Source organism: Bradyrhizobium sp. 134, assembly GCF_023074155.1.
Taxonomy (GTDB): Bacteria; Pseudomonadota; Alphaproteobacteria; order Rhizobiales; family Xanthobacteraceae; genus Bradyrhizobium.
In genome coordinates, this window is record NZ_JADPKX010000053.1 from 628,481 (window position 1) to 648,960 (window position 20,480).

Below are 20,480 nucleotides of genomic sequence, written 5' to 3' on the forward strand. Positions count from 1 at the left end.
CTCGATCTCATGATTTGGATGCGGAGGCGCCAGCGGCCAGCCGTTCGGCATAGTCGATGGCCTCGATCAGGCTGTGCTCGTTGGCGATGCCCTTGCCGGCGATATCGAAGGCAGTGCCGTGATCGACAGAGGTGCGGATGATCGGCAGGCCCAGCGTGATGTTGACGCCGGAGAGCTCCTGCCAGCGTCCGGTCGCAGGATCGACCTGGAAGCCGAGCAGCTTGACGGGGATGTGCCCCTGGTCGTGATACATCGCCACCACGGCATCGTACTGGCCGGCCCGCAGCTTGACGAAGACAGTGTCGCCGGGCACGGGACCGACGACATCGAGGCCGTCGGCGACCGCTTTCGCAATCGTCGGCGCGGACACGTCGATGTCCTGCCGACCGAACAGGCCGCCCTCGCCGGCGTGCGGATTGAGCGCGGCGATGGCGATCTTCGGCTTGGCGATGCCGAGCCTGAGCAGCGCATCGTTGGTGAGGTCGATGACCATGCGCAGGCGCTCCGGCGTCAGACGCTTCGGCACGTCCTCGAGCGCCACGTGGGTCGAGACATGGCTGACGCGCATGTTGCCATGGGCGAGCAGCATCACCGAGCCGCGCACACCGGTGAGATGCGCCAGCATCTCGGTATGACCGGGGAAATGATAGCCAGCCTTGTTGAGCGCTTCCTTGTTGAGCGGTGCCGTTACGATGGCCGCGGTCCGTCCCGCCTGCGTCAGACGGACGCCCTGCTCGATCGCCTTGTAGGCAAAACGGCCGCCATCGGCCGAGAGCACGCCGGGCTTGATCGGGTCGCCTTCGACGTCAGCCTGCAGGAAGCACAAGTTTGGCCACTCGCGATCGTCGGGCGTAACCTCCGGGATCGCAATGCCCGCATCGAGCGTGGCTTTCGCCCCATCGAGTGCCGCGCCGCTGCCGATGATCAACAGACGCAGATCGCCCGTCGCGATCCGGTCCTTCAGGCCGACGCAGGCCTTGACGATGATCTCCGGTCCGATTCCGGCCGGATCGCCCATGGTAATAGCAAGATGGCGAGAGGTCATGTCGGACTCTCCAAGTTGAGCAAATGATTGGTCCGGAGCAGATCGCGCCACAGCTCGCTGGGGCCGAACGCGCCGGATTTCGAGATCACGTCGACGCCGGCCCAGCGGCCGTCCTGCAAGATCGAGCGCGGCAATCCCGGCACGATACGTCCTGTCACCTGCAGCGCATGCGCGCCGAGGGCAACGCATGCGGCCTTCAAAGTCTCTCCGCCGGCAACGATCAGCGTGCCCGGCCGCTCAAGTGTCGCAATCACCGCCGTCATCTCGCGCGCGATCCGTCGCGCCGCATCGGCACGGGTCAGACCGTCGGCGAGGGAGAACCTGACCAGCGCAACGCCGTCGGCGGCCAGTTTGCGCTGGACGCGCGGCGCGCCCTCGGCTTCCGCAAGCGTGATGGTTGCCTCACCGCATGCTGCAAGTTGAGAGGCGGTGGCGACCTGGTCGGAGCCGAACAGCCCCAGCACCGGCAGCTTCAACTGGTCCGGCGCATCGGCGCGATGACTGCGGGCGAGCGCACCGGCCAGTCCGCCGCTTCCGCACCAGAGCACGGGCCCCGGCATGCGCCGTCCCATCTCGACCACCCGATCGAGCTCGATATCGCTCTCGGCGTCGAAGACCTGAACGCCGCCCCGCGAGAGCGTATCGGCCCCGCCCTGCCGTGCCTCGATGCCCTCCACCTGCAACTGGGTCAGGAGATTCTCTCCGACACGATGCCAGTCGCCGTGCACCGTACGCGCAAATTGCTGTCCGCCCACGGTGCGGCGCCCCTGATAGTCGAAGGCAGGTGCGACAACGCACGACGCCCAATGGCCGCTGCGCAGGCAGGCCCCGAGCTCAGCGGCCCATGAGCCACGCAGCAGGCTGTCGACCTTCTTGTAGGCGATCGTCCCACCCTGAAGCCGCGGCGCCAGCCGTCCGACGATCTCGGTGCTCTCCGCCTTCGACCGCTCGCGGCTGCCGCTGTCGATCGCGAGGCTTCCGGATACCTGCGACGCAGACACTTCCGGCCAGATGACGTTGAACGGTCCGCACAGCCCGACAAACTCCGCGGCGGTGTCGAGCGCACCGGTGAGATCATCGGCAAGCAGGCGAACGCTCGTCATCCTCGCGCGCCTCCGACATTGAAGATCTTGCCCGGGTTCATCAGGCCCTTGGGATCGAGCAATTGCTTGATATCCCGCATCAGCTCGATATCGAGGGGATTGGCGACGCGGGCGAGCCGGCTGCGATTGGTGGTCCCGATGCCATGTTCGGCACTGATCGCCCCGCCCTGCGCCGCGGTCTCGTCGTCAACGATCTCGTTGATTTGCGCGACAAGCGCGGCCGTGGCGTCCGGATCCCGGCAATGCGCGCGGTCGATCAGGGCGATCACATGGATGTTGCCGTCGCCGATATGGCCGTGCATCACGACGCGCGCATGCGGCACGGCGGCGTTGATCCGGGCCTCGACATTGGTGACGAAGGCGGCCTGACGCTCCAGCGGCACCACGCTGTCGTGCGACACGACATAGCCGCTGCGCTTGTTGCCTTCGGACACGCTGTGCCTGACGGCCCAGATTGCCTTCGCCTGCGCCAGGTTGGACGCCAGGATGGCGTCCTCGGCGAGCCCCGCCTCCATCGCATCCACCAGCACCGTGCCGAGCGGCTCATCGAGGTCGACGCCCGCGAGCGTGTCGGTCAGCTCGACGATCAGATACCACGGCGTCGTCAGCTCGAACGGGATCGTGACATGCGGCACGGTCTCCGCGATCGCCTCGATCTGTGATCGCGACATGATCTCGAGGCTGCCGAGCCGGTCGCCGACCGCACCGCGCAGGCGTTGCATGATCTCCAGCGCCTGCTCGACGCCCTGCAATTTGAGCAGCGCCAGTGCCGAGCTGCGCGGCGGCGAGAACAATTTCAACACGGCGGCGGTGACAATGCCGAGCGTCCCCTCGGCGCCGATGAAGAGCTGCTTGAGCGCGTAACCTGTGTTGTCCTTGCGAAGCGCACGCAGACCGTTGAAAATTCTCCCGTCGGGCAGCACGACCTCCAGCCCAAGCACGAGATCCCGCGTCGGTCCGTAGCGCAGCACGGCCGTGCCGCCGGCATTGGTCGAGATGTTGCCGCCGATCTGGCAGGAGCCCTCAGCACCCAGGCTCAGGGGGAAATAGCGATCGACGTCCCGGGCCGCATTCTGCACCTCGGCGAGAATGCATCCGGCCTCGACAGTGATGGTGTTGGCAAGCGGGCTGACGTCGCGCACGGCCCGCATGCGGTCGAGCCGGATCACGACATTGGCCGCACGATCATCCGGGGTCGCGGCGCCGCACATCCCGGTGTTGCCACCTTGCGGTACGATCGCGAGCTGCCTTGCCGCACAGTATTCGACGACGGAGGCGACCTCAGCGGTCGAGCCGGGCTTCACCACGGCGGCGGCGCGACCGTGATAACGCCCGCGCCAGTCCACGACGTAGGGTTCCTGGTCGGGCCCGGACGCGATGACGAGCTTGTCGCCGACGATGGCGGCAAGCCCGGTCAACGCATCACGGAAAGGGTCGGACATCGGATGGCCTCGTCGCGCGCCGCGCTAGGCAGCGATTGCCGTCGCGTTCGCGAGCAGCTCTTTGACCTGCTCCGGCGGCAAGGATTCCAGCGGCGGCCGCAGGCGCTGCCATCCGGCGTGGCCGGTGCGCTCGGCCACCAGCGCCTTCAGGGAAGCCATCTGCGGGAAACGCGACACCAATTCGCGCGCTTTCACGATGCGCGCCTGCGCAGCCTTGAGTGCCGCGTCGTCGTCGCTGTCGCGGAAATGCTTGTAGACATAGGCGAGATCGCGCGCGACGAGATTGGAAGTCGCGGTGATGCAACCGGCACCACCCTTGCGCAGCAGCGGCAACAGCAGCGGATCGGCCCCGACCAGGACCGAAAAGCCCGGGAAGCGCTCGACCATCGCGGTCATATTGGCGAAGTCGCCGGAGGAATCCTTGATGCCGGTGAAGGTGGACGGATAAGCCGCGCGCAGCCGCTTGATCAGGGTATGCGAGATCGGCTGCGCCGACATCTGCGGGATGTGATAGAGCACGACCTTGAGCCTGGCATCGCCGATGCGCTGCACGACTTCGCTGTAGGAGGCGAAGATGCCGTCGTCGGTGACGCCCTTGTAGTAGAACGGCGGCAACATCACGACGGTATCGACGCCGACCGAGAGCGCGTGGCGCGTCAGCGCAATGGTCTCACTGAGCGCGGCAACGCCCGTGCCGGGCAGCAGCCGCTGCGGTGTGATACCGGCGGCGACAACGGCCTCGAGCAGTGCGATGCGCTCGGCCGCCGAAAAAGAGTTCGCCTCGCCTGTCGTGCCCAGTAACGCGATGCCGTCGCAGCCTTCGTCCAGAAGATGGCGGCAATGCGCGACGAAGCGCGCATGATCGGGAGCGAGCTCGGCGTCGAGCGGCGTCAGCGCGGCGGAGAACACCCCATGAGGGTGCAGCGATGATGTCGACAAACTTCCTCCGATCGTCAATCAATGTTGTTCGGAATGCGAACATTTGTTATTAGCTTGGCCTGTCGTAAAATCAGCTTGCCGCCACGTCAAGGGCGACATGTCATGGCGAGACATTACAGCATGGCCAAGATCGAAAAGAAGGCCACGAAGCGCGCACCGGCAACGATCCCGAAGAATCCCAAGAATTATGTCGCTTCCGTCGGCAAGGCCTTCGCTGTGCTCAAAGGCTTCACCAGCGAGGCCTTCGAGTTGACCCTGAGTGAGATTGCCGCACGCGCCGATCTCGATCGCGGGACGGCGTTCCGGCTGATCCAGACCTTGGTCGAGCTCGGCTATGTCCAAGCGGTTCCGCAAAGCCGCCGGTTCCGCCTCGGGGTTGCCTGTCTCGACCTTGGCTACACCGTGCTGTCGCACGGATCGTTGCGGCCGATCGTCGAACCGCTACTGCGCGATCTCGTGCCTGATGTCGGCGATGCGGCCTCGCTCGGGATCCTCGACGGCGGCGACGTGATCTATCTCGCGCGCATCGGCGCGGGCCTCGACCGCCACAAGATGGATCGCCGGCCGGGCACGCGCATTCCCGCCTACAGCGCCGCGCTCGGTCATGCCATGCTGGCGCATCTGGCGCGGGACGAGCAGATCGAGCGACTGGAAGCGCGCCCTCGCGTCAAATTGTCGGAGCGAACGTTGACCGATCTCGATGCCCTGCTCGCCCGGCTCGATCAGGTGAAGAAGAAGGGCCATGCCGTCTCCGACGGCGAGAACGCCTATGGCCTGCGCACGCTGGCAACGCCGATCTTCGATGCCCGGGGTCTCGTGATCGGGGGATTGAGCGTCACTGTCGATGCGATGCGCATGGACATGCAGACCTTCCGCGACCAGGCGCTGCCAAGTCTGATGCAGGCGACGCGCGAGGTGCAGGACCTCGCGATCAAGTCGGGATTGACGAACTGAGGGCGGCGTTCAAATCACGATGTGATCGAAGTCGGCGGCGACCCGCGTGTTTGGAAAAATCCCTATCGCCTCGGCCAGAATTTCTTCGTCCCGATAACGCCCCGACATGTGATTCAGCACGAGTTGCCCGACGTTGTTCGCTGCGGCAAATGAAGCCGCCTCGCGGGCGGTGAGGTGGCCATAGTCCCGTGCGGTCGCAGCGTCGCGATCGAGGAAGGTCGCCTCGACCACCAGCAGATCGGCGTCGACGACATGTTTGGATAGCCCGTCGGTAGTTTCGGTGTCGCCGATTACCACGAGCTTCCTGCCGCCGCTCGGCGGCCCCAGAACGTCTTCCGGATTGATCGTACGGCCGGCGATCACGACCGGTCGTCCCGCCGCCAGTTCTCCGCGCATCGGCCCATCGGGAACACCGAGCTCAGCGAGTCGCTCCCGCTCCAGATGGCGACGTGCGGGGCTCCGGAAGGAAAAACCAAAGCTGTCGGTGTCCCGGTGGCGGACCGGAAAGCAGTCGATGGTGAAGTCACCGGCGTCGATAACTTGTCCTTCAATCAGCGGCGCGAACTCCACAGGGATCGGCGCCCTGCCTGTGCCCCACAGGCCGGCAAGCATGCGGATGACGATGTCGAGTGTCCCCTGCCCTCCATGGACGGTCATCACGTCCGATTGCTGGCGCAACCCCAGCGTCGAGAAGAGACCGGGGATGCCGAGCACGTGATCGAGATGGGCATGCGTCAGCAGAATGCGGTCAAGCCGGCGAAACCCCGCACCGCCGCGCAGCAACTGGCGCTGCGTACCCTCGCCGCAATCGATGAGGACCCGCTTGCCCGCAGCCTCCACGAGGAGAGCCGGATGGTTGCGCTCCGTCGACGGAACGCTTGCCGAGGTCCCAAGGAATGTCAGGGCGAACATGCTCGTCAGTATCCAGACTTCACCGCCCCCAATGCCACGCGAGCAGCAGCGCGTACAGAGCCCATCGATCCGCATCAAGCGCCGGTCCCCGCAGGACGCTCGAAAAAAACGCGAAAACAACCCCATGCACAGTACAAATCATTGAAGAATTTCGCACCGCGTGGCGGGTATCCTGCCCGCAAAGACGGTTTGACTCGTCGGGCAAAACAGGCGCAGAATTGCATGATCCCAGATTTTGAATCCGCAAGTCGCGCCGACGCCGTGAGCGGTTCGGATGGCATGGCCGACCGCACCTTTTCCCGCCGCATGTTCGATACATGAATCGACTCGCGGCTTGCAGCCGAACGACCTCGACACGGCGAGGCGAGACAATGGAGATCGTGATGCAACGGGGACTGCCGCAGATGCCCACTGACTGGGACTACGGTTCGATCAGCACACTGCTGAGCGCCCTGCACGCGCGCAAGGTTTCTGCGTCGGAGTTGATCGAGCATACGATCGCGCGCATCGAGGCGCTGGACGGGCGGATCAATGCCGTCGTCGTTCGCGATTTCGATCGCGCAAGAGACGCCGCACGCGCCGCCGACGCCGCGCTTGGCCGCGGCGAGCAGCAGCCATTGCTCGGCATCCCCGTGACGTTGAAAGAACCGTTCAACGTCGCCGGCCTGCCGACGACATGGGGCTTTCCGCATTTCAGGGATTTCCAGCCGGCGGAGGACGCCCTTGTCGTCTCGCGCTTGAAGGCAGCGGGCGCTGTCATCATCGGCAAGACCAACATCCCGATCGGTCTGCGGGATTTTCAGAGCTACAATGAGATCTACGGGACGACGAGCAATCCATGGGATCTCGGCCGGTCGCCCGGCGGCTCCTCAGGCGGATCGGGTGCGGCGCTGGCTGCGGGATTCGGACCGCTCTCGATCGGCTCGGACATCGGCGGCTCGATCCGGGTGCCCGCGCATTTCTGCGGTGTGTTCGGACACAAGCCGAGCCTCGGCCTGGTCCCGCTGCGCGGATACAGCCTGCCGCCGGCGCCGCCCGTGCCTGGCCAGGGCGATCTGGCCGTCGTCGGGCCGATGACGCGCACCGCCTCGGACCTCGCGCTCGCCCTCGACGTGATCGCCGGCCCCGACGAGACGCGCGACGGGATCGGCTATCGTCTTGCGTTGCCGGCCCCCCGACACGACCAGCTCAGGGATTTCAGGATTCTCGTGATCGATACGCATCCGTTGATGCCGACAGGCGATGCCGTGCGTTCCGCCATCGGGCGGTTGGCGGAACGGCTCGAACGATCAGGCGCGCGGGTTGCGCGCTCGAGCGCATCGCTGCCCGATCTCGCCGAGTCCGCGCGGCTTTACATGAAGCTGCTCAACGCCGCGCGCAGCCCGCGCCTGACACCGGCCGCCCTCGCGGAGGCGCAAGGAGTTGCCGCGGCACTTTCGCCCGACGACCGCAGCCTGCAGGCCGAGCGCGCGCGCGGCTGGGCGATGGTCCATCGCGAATGGCTGGCGACCGATGCGGCGCGCTTGCGGCTGCAACAACGGTGGCAGGAGCTGTTCCGCGACTTCGACGCAGTGATCTACCCCGCCGCGGCCGTGCCGGCGTTTCCACAGGACCAGTCCGAGCCGTTCGACGCGCGGCAACTGGATATCGATGGACAGCTCTATCCCTATGCCGATGCGTGCTTCATCTGGGCAGACCCCGCTTCGACCTGCGGACTGCCTGCGACCGCCGTTCCGATCGAGCGCACGCCATCGGGCCTGCCGATCGGCGTCCAGATCATCGGGCCTTATCTCGAGGACCGCACCACGATTGCGCTTGCCGGACTGATGGAACGCGAGTTCGGCGGCTTCGTCCCGCCGCCGTCGCTGTCTGCCAAGTAATGACGAGCTGATCGAGGGCGATTAAGTTCTGTTGGCCGACTGCGCTTCGACCGCCTGCACGGCGACACTCGCGACCTGCTGCAACGCTTCGCGGTCCGAGCCCGAAGATGCCATCACGCCCATACCGACGGATACCGCTGAGACATAGCGTGCGAGTGCCGCGGGATCGGCGCTCTCCTTGAGATCGCCTTCGGCCTTTGCGCGAATGAAGCGATCGCGGAGCTGATCTTCGTTCTCGGCGCGGCGGGCGGCGAGTTCAAAAGGGACGCTCTCTGATCCGGTGCCGCACGCAATGCCGCCCTGCACGAGCAGGCAGCCCGGCGGGTTGGCCGGATCAGTTTGCTTGTCGGCGATGCCGATCAGCATCCGCTCGGCGACGTCGCGGGCGGTGGGTGCCGCCACCACCTCGTCCATCCAGACGTTGCGCAGTTTGGTATAGCGGTCGAGTGCGGCCTTCAGCAGCCCTTCCTTGTTGCCGAAACAGGCATAGAGGCTGGGCGGATTTATCCCCATGGCCTCGGTCAACTGAGCGATCGTGGCACCCTCGTAGCCATGGCGCCAAAACACTTCCATCGCCTGGTCCAACGCCGTTTCGGCGTCGAATTCGCGGGGGCGTCCCATGCCCATCTGCCTGTTCTCCTCGAAATCGGCGTCGTCCCTGAGCCTAACGCCCGATCCTATCTCTTTGTTCTCGCTTTATTTTCTCTTCCACTTGCCAACTCTTGCGGTAAGCGGCTACAATTTTCTTAGCGGACGGTACATAAGTATCTTGCGCTGCGGTATCCAGCTCCACATCTGTAGTGAACACTACATATCTGGAGCGCGCAAATGCCCCCCTCCCAAAATACCTCTCGCCCTGGCCGTGTCCGCCGCCTTCTCGGCGGCGTCGCCATCATGGGCGCTCTCGTCGTAGCCGGCTCGCTCGCGACCGGCCATTACTTTCGTGCCGCGCAGGCGACCGCGACCGCTGCGGCCGAGCAAGCCGTCCCCGTCACTGTCGCGCTGATCGAACCAAAGCAGACGGTGCTGTGGGACGATTTCTCCGGCCGGCTCGAGGCCATCCAACGCGTCGAGCTTCGCCCGCGCGTGGCCGGTGCGATCCTGTCGACCAACTTCACCGAAGGCGCGCTGGTGAAGGCAGGCGACGTCCTGTTCAAGATCGACCCAGCGCCCTACGCGGCCGAGGTCGACAAGGCCGCGGCCCAGCTCGAAGCTGCGAAAGCGCGCGTCGTGTTCACGCAGAATGAGCTCGAGCGCGGCGCGCAACTGGTAGGCAACGCGGTGGTCACGCGGCGCGACTACGATCAGCGCGACAACGCCAACCGCGAGGCCATCGCCAACGTGAAGGCGGCCGAGGCGACGCTCCAGACCGCAAAACTCAATCTGGATTACACCGAGGTCCGTGCGCCCGTGGACGGCCGCGTCGGCAAGATCGAAATCACCGTCGGCAATCTCGTCGCCGCCGACACCGCCTCTCCGGTGCTGACGTCGCTGGTCTCGGTCAATCCGATCTATGCGTCATTCGATGCGGATGAAGAGCTGGTGGTGCGGGCGTTGAACTCGATTTCCGAGGACTCCGGCAAGCGCAGCAATCTCGCCCAGATCCCGGTCGCGATGGCGACCTCCGGTGGTCTCTCGGCGAAGGGGCACATCCAGCTCATCGACAACCAGGTCAACGGCCAGAGCGGCACCATCCGTGTCCGCGCGGTGTTCGACAACGAGGACGGGCGTTTCATCCCCGGTCAGTTCGCCCGCGTGCGCATGGGCCAACCCAAGCAGCAATCGCTGGTCATGATCGACGAGCGCGCGATCGGCACCGATCAGGACAAGAAGTTCGTAATGGCGGTCGGCGACGATAGCCGCGCGGTCTACCGGTCGATCACGCTCGGCGGCTCGGTGGACGGGTTGCGTATCGTGACGGCCGGGCTGAAGACCGGCGAGCGCATCATCGTCAACGGCCTCCAGCGCGTGCACCCGGGTGCCCTGCTCAAGACGGAGATCGCGGCAATGGGCGCGCGCGGGCCGCAGCAGGCATCCAACCACAGCAATCAGGACGTCGTGCAGCGTTAGCGTCGCCGCCATGCCGGAGCGCGCGGGCAGCGCGAACCGGAATGTCGAAATCGTTGAACTACCTAGACATACTTCTGGATTCCAGGTTCGCGGCTTTGTCCGCGCCCCGGAATGACGGGAGAGTCGTCTCTCGCGCAGGGGCAAGGCCATGAATCTCTCGAAATTCTTCATCGATCGTCCTATTTTCGCCGGCGTGCTGTCAGTCCTGATCTTTCTCGCGGGCCTGATCTCGCTGTTCGCAATGCCGATCTCGGAATATCCCGACGTCGTGCCGCCCTCGGTGGTGGTGCGCGCAACCTATCCCGGCGCCAATCCGAAGGTGATCGCGGAAACGGTGGCGACGCCGATCGAGGAGCAGATCAACGGCGTCGAGAACATGCTCTACATGTCGAGCCAGGCGACCACCGACGGCGCGATGACGCTGACGGTGACGTTCCGGCTCGGCACCGATCCTGACAAGGCGACGCAGCTGGTGCAGAACCGCGTGCAGCAGGCCGAGCCGCGCCTGCCCGCCGTGGTGCGGCAGCTCGGCATCATCACCAAGAAGTCCTCGCCCGACCTCACCATGGTCGTGCATCTGCTGTCGCCGAACAATCGCTACGACATGACGTATTTGCGCAACTACGCCGTGCTCAACGTCAAGGACCGGCTGGCGCGGATCGACGGCGTCGGCGACGTTCAACTCTATGGCGCCGGCGACTATTCGATGCGGGTGTGGGTCGATCCGCAGAAGGCAGCCGAGCACGGCCTCACCGCAAGCGACATCGTCAAGTCGATCCAGGCGCAGAACGTCGAGGCCGCCGCCGGCGTGGTCGGCTCCTCGCCGAACGTCAAGGGCATCGACCTGCAACTGTCCGTCAACGCCGAGGGACGGCTAGCGAACGAAGAGCAGTTCGGCGACATCGTAGTCAAGACCGGCACGCGTGGCGAGGTGGTGCGGCTGCGCGACGTCGCACGCATCGAGCTCGGCGCCTCGCAATACGGCCTGCGTTCGCTGCTCGACAACAAGCAGGCGGTTGCGATCCCGATCTTCCAGGCGCCCGGCTCCAACGCGCTCGAGATTTCCGACCACGTTCGCGCCACCATGGCCGAGATCAAGAAGAACATGCCGGAAGGCGTGTCCTACCAGATCGTCTACGACCCGACCCAATTCGTCCGCTCGTCGATCGAGGCCGTGATCCACACGCTGCTGGAGGCGATCGCGCTGGTGGTGCTGGTGGTGATCCTGTTCCTCCAGACCTGGCGCGCCTCGATCATTCCGCTGCTGGCGGTGCCCGTGTCGATCGTCGGCACCTTCGCGGTGATGCACGTCTTCGGCTTCTCCATCAACGCGCTCAGCCTGTTCGGCCTGGTGCTTGCGATCGGCATCGTGGTCGACGACGCCATCGTCGTGGTCGAGAACGTCGAGCGCAACATCGAGGGCGGGCTGTCGCCGCGCGATGCGACCTACCAGGCGATGCGCGAGGTGTCGGGGCCGATCATCGCGATCGCCATGGTTCTGATCGCCGTGTTCGTGCCGCTCGCCTTCATCTCCGGCCTCACCGGGCAATTCTACAAGCAGTTCGCGCTGACGATCGCAATTTCGACCGTGATCTCGGCCGTCAACTCGCTGACGCTGTCGCCGGCGTTGTCGGCCCTGCTGCTCAAGGGACACAACGAGCCGAAAGACCGGCTGACCATCATCATGGAAAAGGGCCTCGGCTGGTTCTTCCGCGGCTTCAACAAGGTGTTCACACGCTCGTCGGAGAATTACAGCGGCACCGTCACCAAGGTGATCTCGGGCAAGGCGGCCGTCATGGGCCTCTATGTGCTCCTGGTCGGCCTCACCGCCTTCCTGTTCCAGCAGGTCCCGAGCGGCTTCGTGCCGGGTCAGGACAAGCAGTATCTGGTCGGGTTCTCACGACTGCCTGATGGCGCAACGCTGGACCGCACCGAAGACGTCATCCGCAAGATGAGCGACATCGCGCTGACCCAGCCCGGTGTCGAGAGCTCGGTTGCATTCCCGGGCCTGTCGATCTCGGGCTTCACCAACTCCTCCAACGCCGGCATCGTGTTCTCGACGCTGAAGCCGTTCGACGAGCGCAAGGGCCCCGCGCTGAGCGGCAATGCAATCGCGGCTGACCTCAACAAGAAATACGCGGGGATTCAGGAGGCCTTCATCGCCATGTTCCCGCCGCCGCCGGTCAACGGTCTCGGCACCATCGGCGGCTTCAAGCTGCAGATCGAGGATCGCGCCGGCCTCGGCTATGAGGCGCTGAACCAGGCGACGAATGCGTTCATGGCGGCGATGCAGAAGGCACCGGAGATCGCGGGCGTGTTCTCGAGCTTCCAGGTCAACGTGCCCCAGCTCTTTGCCGACATCGACCGCACCAAGGCGCTCCAGCTCGGCGTCCCCGTGACGGAGGTGTTCAACACGCTCCAGATCTATCTCGGTTCCTACTACGTCAACGACTTCAACAAGTTTGGTCGCACCTATTCCGTTTACGTGCAGGCCGACGCGCCGTTCCGCGCGCGTGCCGACGACATCAGGCAGTTGAAGGTGCGCTCGTCCTCCGGCGACATGGTGCCGCTGTCGGCGTTGCTCACGATCCGCCAGAGCGCGGGCCCCGAGCGCGCGATCCGCTACAACGGCTTCCTGTCCTCCGACATCAACGCGGCGGCTGCGCCCGGCTTTTCCTCCGGCCAGGCACAGGAGGTCGCGACGCGGATTGCGGCGGAGACATTGCCGCCCGGCTTCGCCTTCGAATGGACCGACCTGACCTATCAGGAGTTCATCGCCGGCAATTCCGGCCTCTGGGTGTTCCCGCTGGCGATCCTGCTGGTGTTCCTGGTGCTGGCCGCACTCTATGAAAGCCTGACCTTGCCGCTCTCGATCCTCATGATCGTGCCGATGGGCCTGTTGGCTGCGATGTTCGGCGTCTGGATCTCCAAGGGCGACAACAACGTCTTCACCCAGATTGGCTTGATCGTGCTGGTGGGACTCTCGGCCAAGAACGCGATCCTGATCGTCGAATTCGCGCGCGAGCTCGAGTTCGCAGGCCGCACGCCGATCCGGGCCGCGATCGAGGCGAGTCGGCTGCGGTTGCGCCCGATCCTGATGACGTCGATGGCGTTCATCATGGGCGTGCTGCCGCTGGTGCTGTCTACCGGCGCAGGCTCGGAGATGCGGCGCGCCATGGGCGTCGCCGTGTTCTCCGGCATGATCGGCGTCACCGTATTCGGCCTGTTCCTGACGCCGGTGTTCTATGTGCTGCTGCGGACCGTCACCGGCATGAAGCCGCTGACGCATCACGGCAGCGACACAAGCGCGGCGCCGGTGCAAACTGTCGGGCACTAGATCAGGGAAATCCCCGACAGCAACAACAGAACGAGCACGGTCTTGCGAAAGACCGTCTCGTTGACCCTGTGGAAGGCAATCACGCCGAGCGCGGAGCCTGCGAACAGCGCCGGCAGGCTGACCGCGAGATCGACGAACACTTTTGACGACAGATCCTGATGTCCGACCAGCAGCGCGATCGCGAACAGCTGCATCGCGGCGATGAACGGCTGCACCAGGCCGCGCTGCTCGCTCTTGGGCATGCCGCGCATGTCGCACCAGATCGTCGGGATCGCGCCGGGCATCGCCGTCAGCCCGCCGACCAGCCCTCCCCCGAACCCGATCAAGGCAACCCAATGCCGCCCGACCGCCTCGCCGGCCGTCACCAACGTCGGCCGCAGCAACATGTAGGCGGCATAGAGTGCAACGATGATGCCGAAGCCGCGCCGGAGCAGATGCGTATCGGTGCTCTGGAGCAGCGATACCGCGATGGGAACTCCGATCAAGCCACCGACGATCAGCAGCAGGCTGCCTTCCCAGCGGATATTGCGTCGAAGCGCCCACAGATTGGTGGCCTGCACGCCGATGCTGCACGCCATCATCAACGGCACGGCTTCGAGCGGCTGAAACACCCGGAGCAGGATGGCGCCCGCCACCGCCGAGAAGGCAAATCCCGAGAGCCCGGAGACGAAGGCACCGGCGAACACGGCAACGCTGAGCAGCATCAGAGTCGTGACATCAGGCACAATCCGCCCTCCGGTCAATCGTAGGGAATTTGCGAGACAGGGACCACGACGCTCTCCATGCAAGCGGCCGGCTCGAGTGGAGCCGACGGATGCATCGCGTAAGCGTGAGATCGCTCCACCATCGCGAGGCCGACCAGTTGGAGCGTGACGAGCGCCGCGGTCAACGCGATCGCGACGACGTTGACGTTACGCACGTTCGAATTTGGGGTGTCCGGCGGCGCGCTCGCACCCATCAGATCCGTGGGCATTTTCTAAAATATCCTCTTCGTTACTGACCGGAATGATTTCATTCAAACGCAATGTTTCGTGCGGCTGCTCCAGCAGATGGCGATAGCGGTGCAACACGCGCTGCGCGTCGATTTCTCGCTGCGCGCGGAGTACCGCGCCTATGCGGGCGACGATATCGCGGAACCTGCCTGTCAGAACTGGTGACGCCGTTCGCATGACAATCTCCTCTCAACCTGCTCGAGAGGTTGACGGGATCCACTTCCGTCTGCAGTGAATTGCTTCACACAAATGCCCGATACGTCGAACAACAGACCGTGTGATGTTCAGTAGAATAGAGCGCGGAAAATCGCGTCATTCGATCGAACGACGCGCGATAACTTTCTAATGATGTTTCTGATTGAACCTATTGCGAGCTGCAGCGACTCGCCTGCGTTTTTGAACGCGTCTCAGTGCACGAGCGGATTGGAGAATCCAGCTGCCAGCTTGACGAGATCGGCTTGACGAGAAACGCCGGTCTTGGCGAACACCCGATGCAAATGCGTCTTCACCGTCGTCTCCGCGATGCCGAGCGCAACCGCGGTCTCCGGCACGCCGCCGACATCGACGATCGACTGCAAGACCCTCAGTTCCGCAGGCGTGAGTTCGAAGGTGCGATCAATGAGACCGGCACACGACCGGCCGTCGAGTTCCGCTTTCCAGATGAACAAGGCTCCGACGGCCGAACTGCGCTCGGCCGTACCCTCGCGCAGCAATGATGGCAGCGCGATGATTTGCGCGACGTAGTAGGAGCCGTCACGCGATATCAGCGGAATTTTCCGACCCGAAGATGCCGCCAAAGCGACTTCGCTTGGGTCGCGGAAAATATCGCGCAACGCCGAATTTACAGTGGAGGAGCTTGCCACCAACCGGCCCGAGACAGACCGCAGGACATCATCGACGGCCAGGATTGTCTCCGCGGCCGGATTGCTGTGGACGATATGACAGGCCGAATCGAGCAGGATGACACCCGCATTCAACTGATCCACGACGTCGGCGAGCGCGATCGCGCGCTGCTGCTTCCGTTCGATCGCCCGGTTGATCAGCAACGCCCGGCTCGCATGCGGAACCAGGAACTGCATCCGCGCCCGTTGCTCGGCGTCGAGCATCCCCCTGCCCGGAATCACCGTCATCAGCATCGGACAGGGCGACTTCGACTGCTCCAGCACCACATTGGCGACGTCGACGCAGCCCTGGGGGCGCAGCCATTCCTGGTAGAAGCGGCCGCGGCGATATTCGTCGAAATCCACGAGATCGGGAATGTTGCGCACCTCGCCATAGCGCGGAAGCCGAGCAAGTGGGTCGTACCGGGAGTAGGTCTCCGCATAGAGCTGAATGTAGTGCGGATCGACCCCGCAGTAATAATGCGTCGCGCCCGATTTGCTGACCGGGTCCTTCGAAATCAGACCACAGGCCTGGCTGCCGATGAAGGCATTGAGTTTGACAACGACCTCGCTCCACAACTCTGGGTGGAGACCCGCGTCATAGATAGTCTCGATCAACTCGGACGGCTTTGGAGGTCGGGGCATTGGAAGAGCCAATACTGACACATGGAGATGGCGACATGTTCTTCATGCCTGGCGGCTTCCGTGAGTCTTTCGCGGGAGCGAAAGGTTCAATCGTGATGGCAAAATCAACGGTCTAGTTGACGAGCGGATTGGAGAATCCTGCAGCAAGCTTGACAAGATCAGCCTGACGCGAGACGCCCGTCTTGGCGAACACGCGATGCAGATGCGTCTTCGCCGTCGTTTCCGCGATACCGAGCGCGAGCGCCGTCTCCGGGACGCCGCCTACCTCGACGATCGACAGGAACACGCGCAGCTCGGCCGGTGTAAGGTCGAATGTCCGCGCGATCAATTCGCCGTAAGACTGTCCGCCGGGCGATACCTTGCGCAGGAGCAGCGCACCGACGGCATCGACCACCCGCTCGCTGCGGTCCCGCAGGACGGACGACAGCGGCAGGATGTGCGCGACGTAGCGCTCGCCGGAAGGCGAAAGCAGCGAAAACGCATGCCCCTGTGTGGCAAGCAGGGTAATTTCATTGCGGGTCGCGAACGCTTCCCGCAGCGTCTGATTGGCCTCCGCACTGCTGGTCACCAATTGCCCGGCAACGGACCGAACCAGATCGTCGGCCGCAAGCAAATCGTGCCCCGCGGAATTCGCGTACACCACCCGGCAGAAACCATCGAGCAGGAAGATGCCGCAGGCAAGATTGTCCAGGACCTCCGCCAGCGCCGTCGCCAGCGTCAGTTGCGAGGTCATGGCGCGGTTGATCAGCAACGCGCGACTGGCGTGCGGGACGACCAGCGAGAGGCGGTGCTTCATCACCGGATCCACCATCCGGCGGCCCGACAGCACCGTCATCATCACCGGGCAGTTCGCATTCGAATTCTCGAGCACGACGTTGGCCGCATCGCTGCAACCCTGCGGCCGCATCCATTCCTGGTAAAAGCGTCCTCGCCGATATTCATCGAAATTGACGAGATCCGGGATGCTGACGATCTGGCCATGCGGCGGCAGGACCGTAAGCGGATCGAACTTCGAATGCGTCTCGGAATAGAGCCGGATGTAGTGCGGGTCCGCCCCGCAGTAATAGTGCGTGACGCCGAATTTGCTGATCGAGTCCTTGGAAAACAGCCCGCAGGCCTGGCCGCCGACGAAGTCGCGGATGCCGGTGACGACGTTATTCCACAGCGAGGGATCGAGCCCGGCATCGTAGATGGCCTCGACCAGGTCGGGCAGTTTCCGTGGTCCGTGCATGGCTATAAATGGCCTGGGTGATCAATATCACCAAGCATACCACAACCACAGCATGCGGCATCCTCCGATCGGAGGACGCCGGCCCGGCGGATGGAGCCCGGGCCGGAACGAACGGATATCCGTTTCGGGCGCTACTGATGCAGAGTCGCGATACCGCACCGGGACGCTCACGTCTCGTCCCAGCCGACCTTCTCCACATTCTCCGACCAGACCGCGGCGCGATAGATCTCGCGCCCGTCGGTGTCTCTGACCCGGATGCAGGCATCGCGACCGCGCAAATCGTCGCGCCAGACGAACAGGTGGCTTGCCATCTCGTTGGCCACCACGAATGTCGCTTCGGGGCACTCGAACACCATGCCACCCGGATCGATCTTCACGATATTGCCGAGCATAAGATCAAAGAAAAAACGGCGCATGCAACACAACACTCCAACTGCGGGCGGCGCACGCCCGTGCCGTCTCCAATCGGCATTTGACCTGACATTCAATCGCGCGCGGTCACGACATCTCGCGGCTCCTGACGTCACTGGGCGTGGCGCCATAAGTCCGCCGGAAGCAGCGGTTGAAATAGGAGAGATCGCCGAAACCGACATCGTAGGCGATCGAGCTGACCGTCCGCTCGGCGTATCCGGGTTCGCGCAACATGCGATGCGCACGCTTGACGCGTTGTTCGATCAGGAAGGACGAGAACGTCTTGCCGTCGGCCTCGAACAAGCGCTGGAGATAACGCGGCGTCACGCCGAGCTCCTGAGCGACCGTGGCAACGGAGAGATCCTGCCGCCAGCAATTGTTGGCGATGGAGACTTTGGCCTTCTGCAGCCGTGCCGCCTTGACGCCGCGCCGCCCGGCCAGCTCCCGCGGCTCGTTGGTGGCACCGAGGACGATTGCCAGAAGATCGTGCAGATGCCCGACGCCGAGCTTGCGCAAATTGGGCATCGCGAATGCCTTCTCCCGCACCAGCGTCACCGCGTAATCGACCAGCAACCGAAGTCCCGTCGAGCTCTCCGGCATCACCCGCATCACGGCGTCATCGACATCCACGATCATCGGCGCCAGCACGCGTCTCGGCACACGGAGCGAGAAACAGCTACCCAGGGACAATCGCTCGAACGTCGTGACGTCCTCCGCGCTGGTCAGGACGGCCTCTCCCGCACGAAGGCTCAGATCGTGTCCCCGCTCGGATATCCCAAGCACGCCAGATCGATTCACGATCAGGGCCAGACTGTCGTCGCCGTCGGCAACCAGGTGCTTGGTGCGAATGACCCGCGCTCCGCACAATCCTCCCATCAGCAATTGGGCTTCCGGCAAGACGTGGGACGTGAAGCTCGCCGCGAACGGCTTTCCTTCCCTCACCTCGACCTCCGCCTTCAACACCCCGCGGCAGTAGAAATCGCGAAGCAGCGGGATACGCTCGTTTTCGGGAATTTCGTTCGTTGAAACATTGATAACGGAAAAATCAAATTGGCTCACTGCAATCCTCCAACCGACGAGCAGGTCCGGCCGTGCGCTGTCGTTTCCTCACACTCGCGTTTGACGCCGTCGTGGCATCTCTTCGCGGCGCTTGCTGCTCTTCACTTTTCTGGGTCGCGATATACGAAAGTATCAAATGACTCGCGTCCTGCATTCGGAGGACACAGGAGCTCGGCTCATCACAATGGATTGAGATTGCCGCACATACCGGCGAGCCATGTGAAATGGATCACACGGCGTCGCCACTGCCGTTCGTTCGACGCGCGAATGGAACGGCAAAACCGGTGGCGATCTTGACCAGGTCGGCCTGCCTGCCGGCGCCGGTCTTCTCGAACAGGCGGCCGAGATGCGTCTTCACCGTCGTTTCGGCGATGCCGAGCTTTGCAGCGATGTCGGGAACGCCGCCAATCTCGATAATGGCCATCAATACGCGCAGTTCGGACGGTGTCAGCCTGAAGGCCGCAGCGATCGCATCGGCTGCGAGCCATGTCGCCGCCGAGGCCTTCTGCACGAACAGCACCGTGGCTGCGGCATCTCGCGATGGGATGCGATCGCGCTTCAGGGGAAAAGCGTGGAGCAGATAGTGCTGCCCATCAACCGACGTCGCAAGCTCGATCTGGCGGCGGGCAGCGGAACGAGTTTCGCTGCCTGAATCGATTTCGCACAGGCCGCGGAATATTTTGTCGGTCTGGGTGTTGCGAGCCACGATCCGGTCGCCGACCATTGCGAGCAGGCTGGCATCGGCGAACAGCCCGCGGCATGCTGCGTTGGCATGCACGACCCGGCCATCTGCGTCGAGCAGGCAGATCGCCGTGCTCAGCCCATCCAAGACATCGGCAAGGTCGTCCACGGTATGAGCGCGCGCCCTGATCTGCCGGCCCATGGCTCTGGAGCGTTGGAGGTGCGGAGCAAGCAGCCGCATGCGCTCACGCATCGGCTCGTCAACAAGTCCGCGCGACCGGTGGCGCAACACCTGCAGGATCGTGGTGCGCGTGTCCGACTTCTCGAGGGCAACGGTTGCAAGGTCTATCGCTCCTTGCGGTTCCACCCACTCGCGATAGAAGCTCGTTGCCAGGAAATCCGCCTGAGACATGATGTCGGCGACGCCGATCGTCTGTTCCGCCGCGAGCGTGAGATGACGATCGAGCAGAGGGTCGAGCTCCACGTATCGGTCGCGATATAGCTGGCGGAAGCGGGATTCGCTGCCGAAATGCTCATGGATCTCGATCGAGAGCCTGGCTCTGTCCCTGGACAGGATGGTCACGGCACATCCGCCGACGAAATGCGAAACCTGTTCCAGCACCGCGCTGCGCAGCGCGGGATCGACCGCCGCGTCGTAGATCTCGCCGACGAGGGACGAGAATCGATTTGCGTGGAGGATTGTCATCGGCCGGACGACGCAATCCGCGTATGGCTCGCACGCGCGAGAGAGATCGCGATCCGGACACTGGCGGAGGAGACGGGCCAGTCAATCGCCCCATTCCAAGCCGAGAAAACGTTGCAACGAAATGCTGGAATATCGAACATCGTCCTTGCGTAACGTCAACCGCAGGATGCGGCTTGGACGTTTTCGCCAAAG

The 20,480-nt window shown here is 64.0% G+C and carries 18 protein-coding genes; 4 read left to right on the forward strand and 14 right to left on the reverse strand.

Features of this window, described 5'->3' with window-relative positions:
- Window positions 1-7: 7 nt before the first annotated feature.
- From pdxA to IVA75_RS23905, 4 genes are read right to left on the reverse strand one after another with little or no spacing between them, the layout of a single operon-like run.
- Window positions 8-1,045: a 4-hydroxythreonine-4-phosphate dehydrogenase PdxA gene (pdxA, locus tag IVA75_RS23890; RefSeq protein ID WP_247286586.1), complete on the reverse strand. Its 1,038-nt coding sequence runs from the start codon at window positions 1,043-1,045 to the stop codon at window positions 8-10.
- Entirely contained in the window at window positions 1,042-2,148 is a 1,107-nt protein-coding gene (locus IVA75_RS23895; protein WP_247286587.1) for a four-carbon acid sugar kinase family protein, read from the reverse strand. The genes pdxA and IVA75_RS23895 overlap by 4 nt, the downstream gene beginning before the upstream one ends.
- The gene (locus IVA75_RS23900) at window positions 2,145-3,590 is read right to left on the reverse strand and encodes an FAD-binding oxidoreductase (protein WP_247286588.1); all 1,446 of its coding nucleotides are present in this window, start codon (window positions 3,588-3,590) and stop codon (window positions 2,145-2,147) included. Before IVA75_RS23900 ends, IVA75_RS23895 begins: the two co-directional genes overlap by 4 nt.
- Window positions 3,591-3,614: 24 nt before the next feature.
- A complete protein-coding gene (locus IVA75_RS23905) occupies window positions 3,615-4,529 on the reverse strand; it encodes a dihydrodipicolinate synthase family protein (protein ID WP_247286589.1) in 915 nt (304 codons plus the stop codon).
- Window positions 4,530-4,649: 120 nt separating this feature from the next.
- On the opposite strand from IVA75_RS23905, the gene IVA75_RS23910 reads away from it, so the two are divergent.
- Window positions 4,650-5,483, forward strand: a complete 834-nt coding sequence (locus IVA75_RS23910; protein WP_247286590.1) for an IclR family transcriptional regulator C-terminal domain-containing protein — start codon at window positions 4,650-4,652, stop codon at window positions 5,481-5,483.
- 9 nt (window positions 5,484-5,492) lie between these two features.
- Here IVA75_RS23910 and rnz read toward each other — a convergent pair whose 3' ends face one another.
- Window positions 5,493-6,395 carry a ribonuclease Z gene (gene rnz / locus IVA75_RS23915; RefSeq protein WP_247286592.1) on the reverse strand — a complete coding sequence of 301 codons (903 nt, stop codon included), beginning with the start codon at window positions 6,393-6,395 and terminating at the stop codon, window positions 5,493-5,495.
- Window positions 6,396-6,778: 383 nt separating this feature from the next.
- On the opposite strand from rnz, the gene IVA75_RS23920 reads away from it, so the two are divergent.
- Window positions 6,779-8,275: an amidase gene (locus IVA75_RS23920; RefSeq protein ID WP_247286594.1), complete on the forward strand. Its 1,497-nt coding sequence runs from the start codon at window positions 6,779-6,781 to the stop codon at window positions 8,273-8,275.
- Window positions 8,276-8,296: 21 nt separating this feature from the next.
- On the opposite strand, the gene IVA75_RS23925 is transcribed toward IVA75_RS23920, so the two are convergent.
- Entirely contained in the window at window positions 8,297-8,902 is a 606-nt protein-coding gene (locus IVA75_RS23925) for a TetR/AcrR family transcriptional regulator (protein WP_247286596.1), read from the reverse strand.
- 201 nt (window positions 8,903-9,103) lie between these two features.
- Here IVA75_RS23925 and IVA75_RS23930 point away from each other — a divergent pair, with 201 nt between their 5' ends.
- Both IVA75_RS23930 and IVA75_RS23935 read left to right on the forward strand, forming a co-directional pair.
- Window positions 9,104-10,345, forward strand: coding sequence for an efflux RND transporter periplasmic adaptor subunit (locus tag IVA75_RS23930; protein WP_247286597.1), 1,242 nt, complete (start codon window positions 9,104-9,106; stop codon window positions 10,343-10,345).
- Between the two features lie 148 nt (window positions 10,346-10,493).
- On the forward strand, window positions 10,494-13,682 hold the full coding sequence (locus tag IVA75_RS23935; RefSeq protein ID WP_247286598.1) for a multidrug efflux RND transporter permease subunit: 3,189 nt from the start codon (window positions 10,494-10,496) through the stop codon (window positions 13,680-13,682).
- On the opposite strand, the gene IVA75_RS23940 is transcribed toward IVA75_RS23935, so the two are convergent.
- From IVA75_RS23940 to IVA75_RS23975, 8 genes are all read right to left on the reverse strand, one after another.
- The gene (locus IVA75_RS23940; RefSeq protein WP_007592375.1) at window positions 13,679-14,407 is read right to left on the reverse strand and encodes a sulfite exporter TauE/SafE family protein; all 729 of its coding nucleotides are present in this window, start codon (window positions 14,405-14,407) and stop codon (window positions 13,679-13,681) included. The two genes, IVA75_RS23935 and IVA75_RS23940, sit on opposite strands and share 4 nt — an antisense overlap.
- A 14-nt stretch (window positions 14,408-14,421) precedes the next feature.
- Window positions 14,422-14,601: a hypothetical protein gene (locus IVA75_RS23945; protein ID WP_247286599.1), complete on the reverse strand. Its 180-nt coding sequence runs from the start codon at window positions 14,599-14,601 to the stop codon at window positions 14,422-14,424.
- Window positions 14,594-14,851: a hypothetical protein gene (locus IVA75_RS23950; RefSeq protein WP_247286600.1), complete on the reverse strand. Its 258-nt coding sequence runs from the start codon at window positions 14,849-14,851 to the stop codon at window positions 14,594-14,596. Before IVA75_RS23950 ends, IVA75_RS23945 begins: the two co-directional genes overlap by 8 nt.
- 230 nt (window positions 14,852-15,081) lie before the next feature.
- On the reverse strand, window positions 15,082-16,200 hold the full coding sequence (locus IVA75_RS23955) for a helix-turn-helix transcriptional regulator (protein ID WP_247286601.1): 1,119 nt from the start codon (window positions 16,198-16,200) through the stop codon (window positions 15,082-15,084).
- Window positions 16,201-16,312: 112 nt separating this feature from the next.
- The gene (locus tag IVA75_RS23960; protein ID WP_247286602.1) at window positions 16,313-17,431 is read right to left on the reverse strand and encodes a helix-turn-helix transcriptional regulator; all 1,119 of its coding nucleotides are present in this window, start codon (window positions 17,429-17,431) and stop codon (window positions 16,313-16,315) included.
- Between the two features lie 167 nt (window positions 17,432-17,598).
- Window positions 17,599-17,847, reverse strand: coding sequence for a hypothetical protein (locus IVA75_RS23965; RefSeq protein ID WP_247286603.1), 249 nt, complete (start codon window positions 17,845-17,847; stop codon window positions 17,599-17,601).
- An 82-nt stretch (window positions 17,848-17,929) separates the two neighbouring features.
- Window positions 17,930-18,901 (reverse strand): AraC family transcriptional regulator, encoded by a 972-nt coding sequence (locus IVA75_RS23970; protein WP_247286604.1) that lies wholly within the window; start codon window positions 18,899-18,901, stop codon window positions 17,930-17,932.
- A gap of 229 nt (window positions 18,902-19,130) precedes the next feature.
- Window positions 19,131-20,288, reverse strand: coding sequence for a LuxR C-terminal-related transcriptional regulator (locus IVA75_RS23975; RefSeq protein ID WP_247286605.1), 1,158 nt, complete (start codon window positions 20,286-20,288; stop codon window positions 19,131-19,133).
- Between the last annotated feature and the right edge of the window lie 192 nt (window positions 20,289-20,480).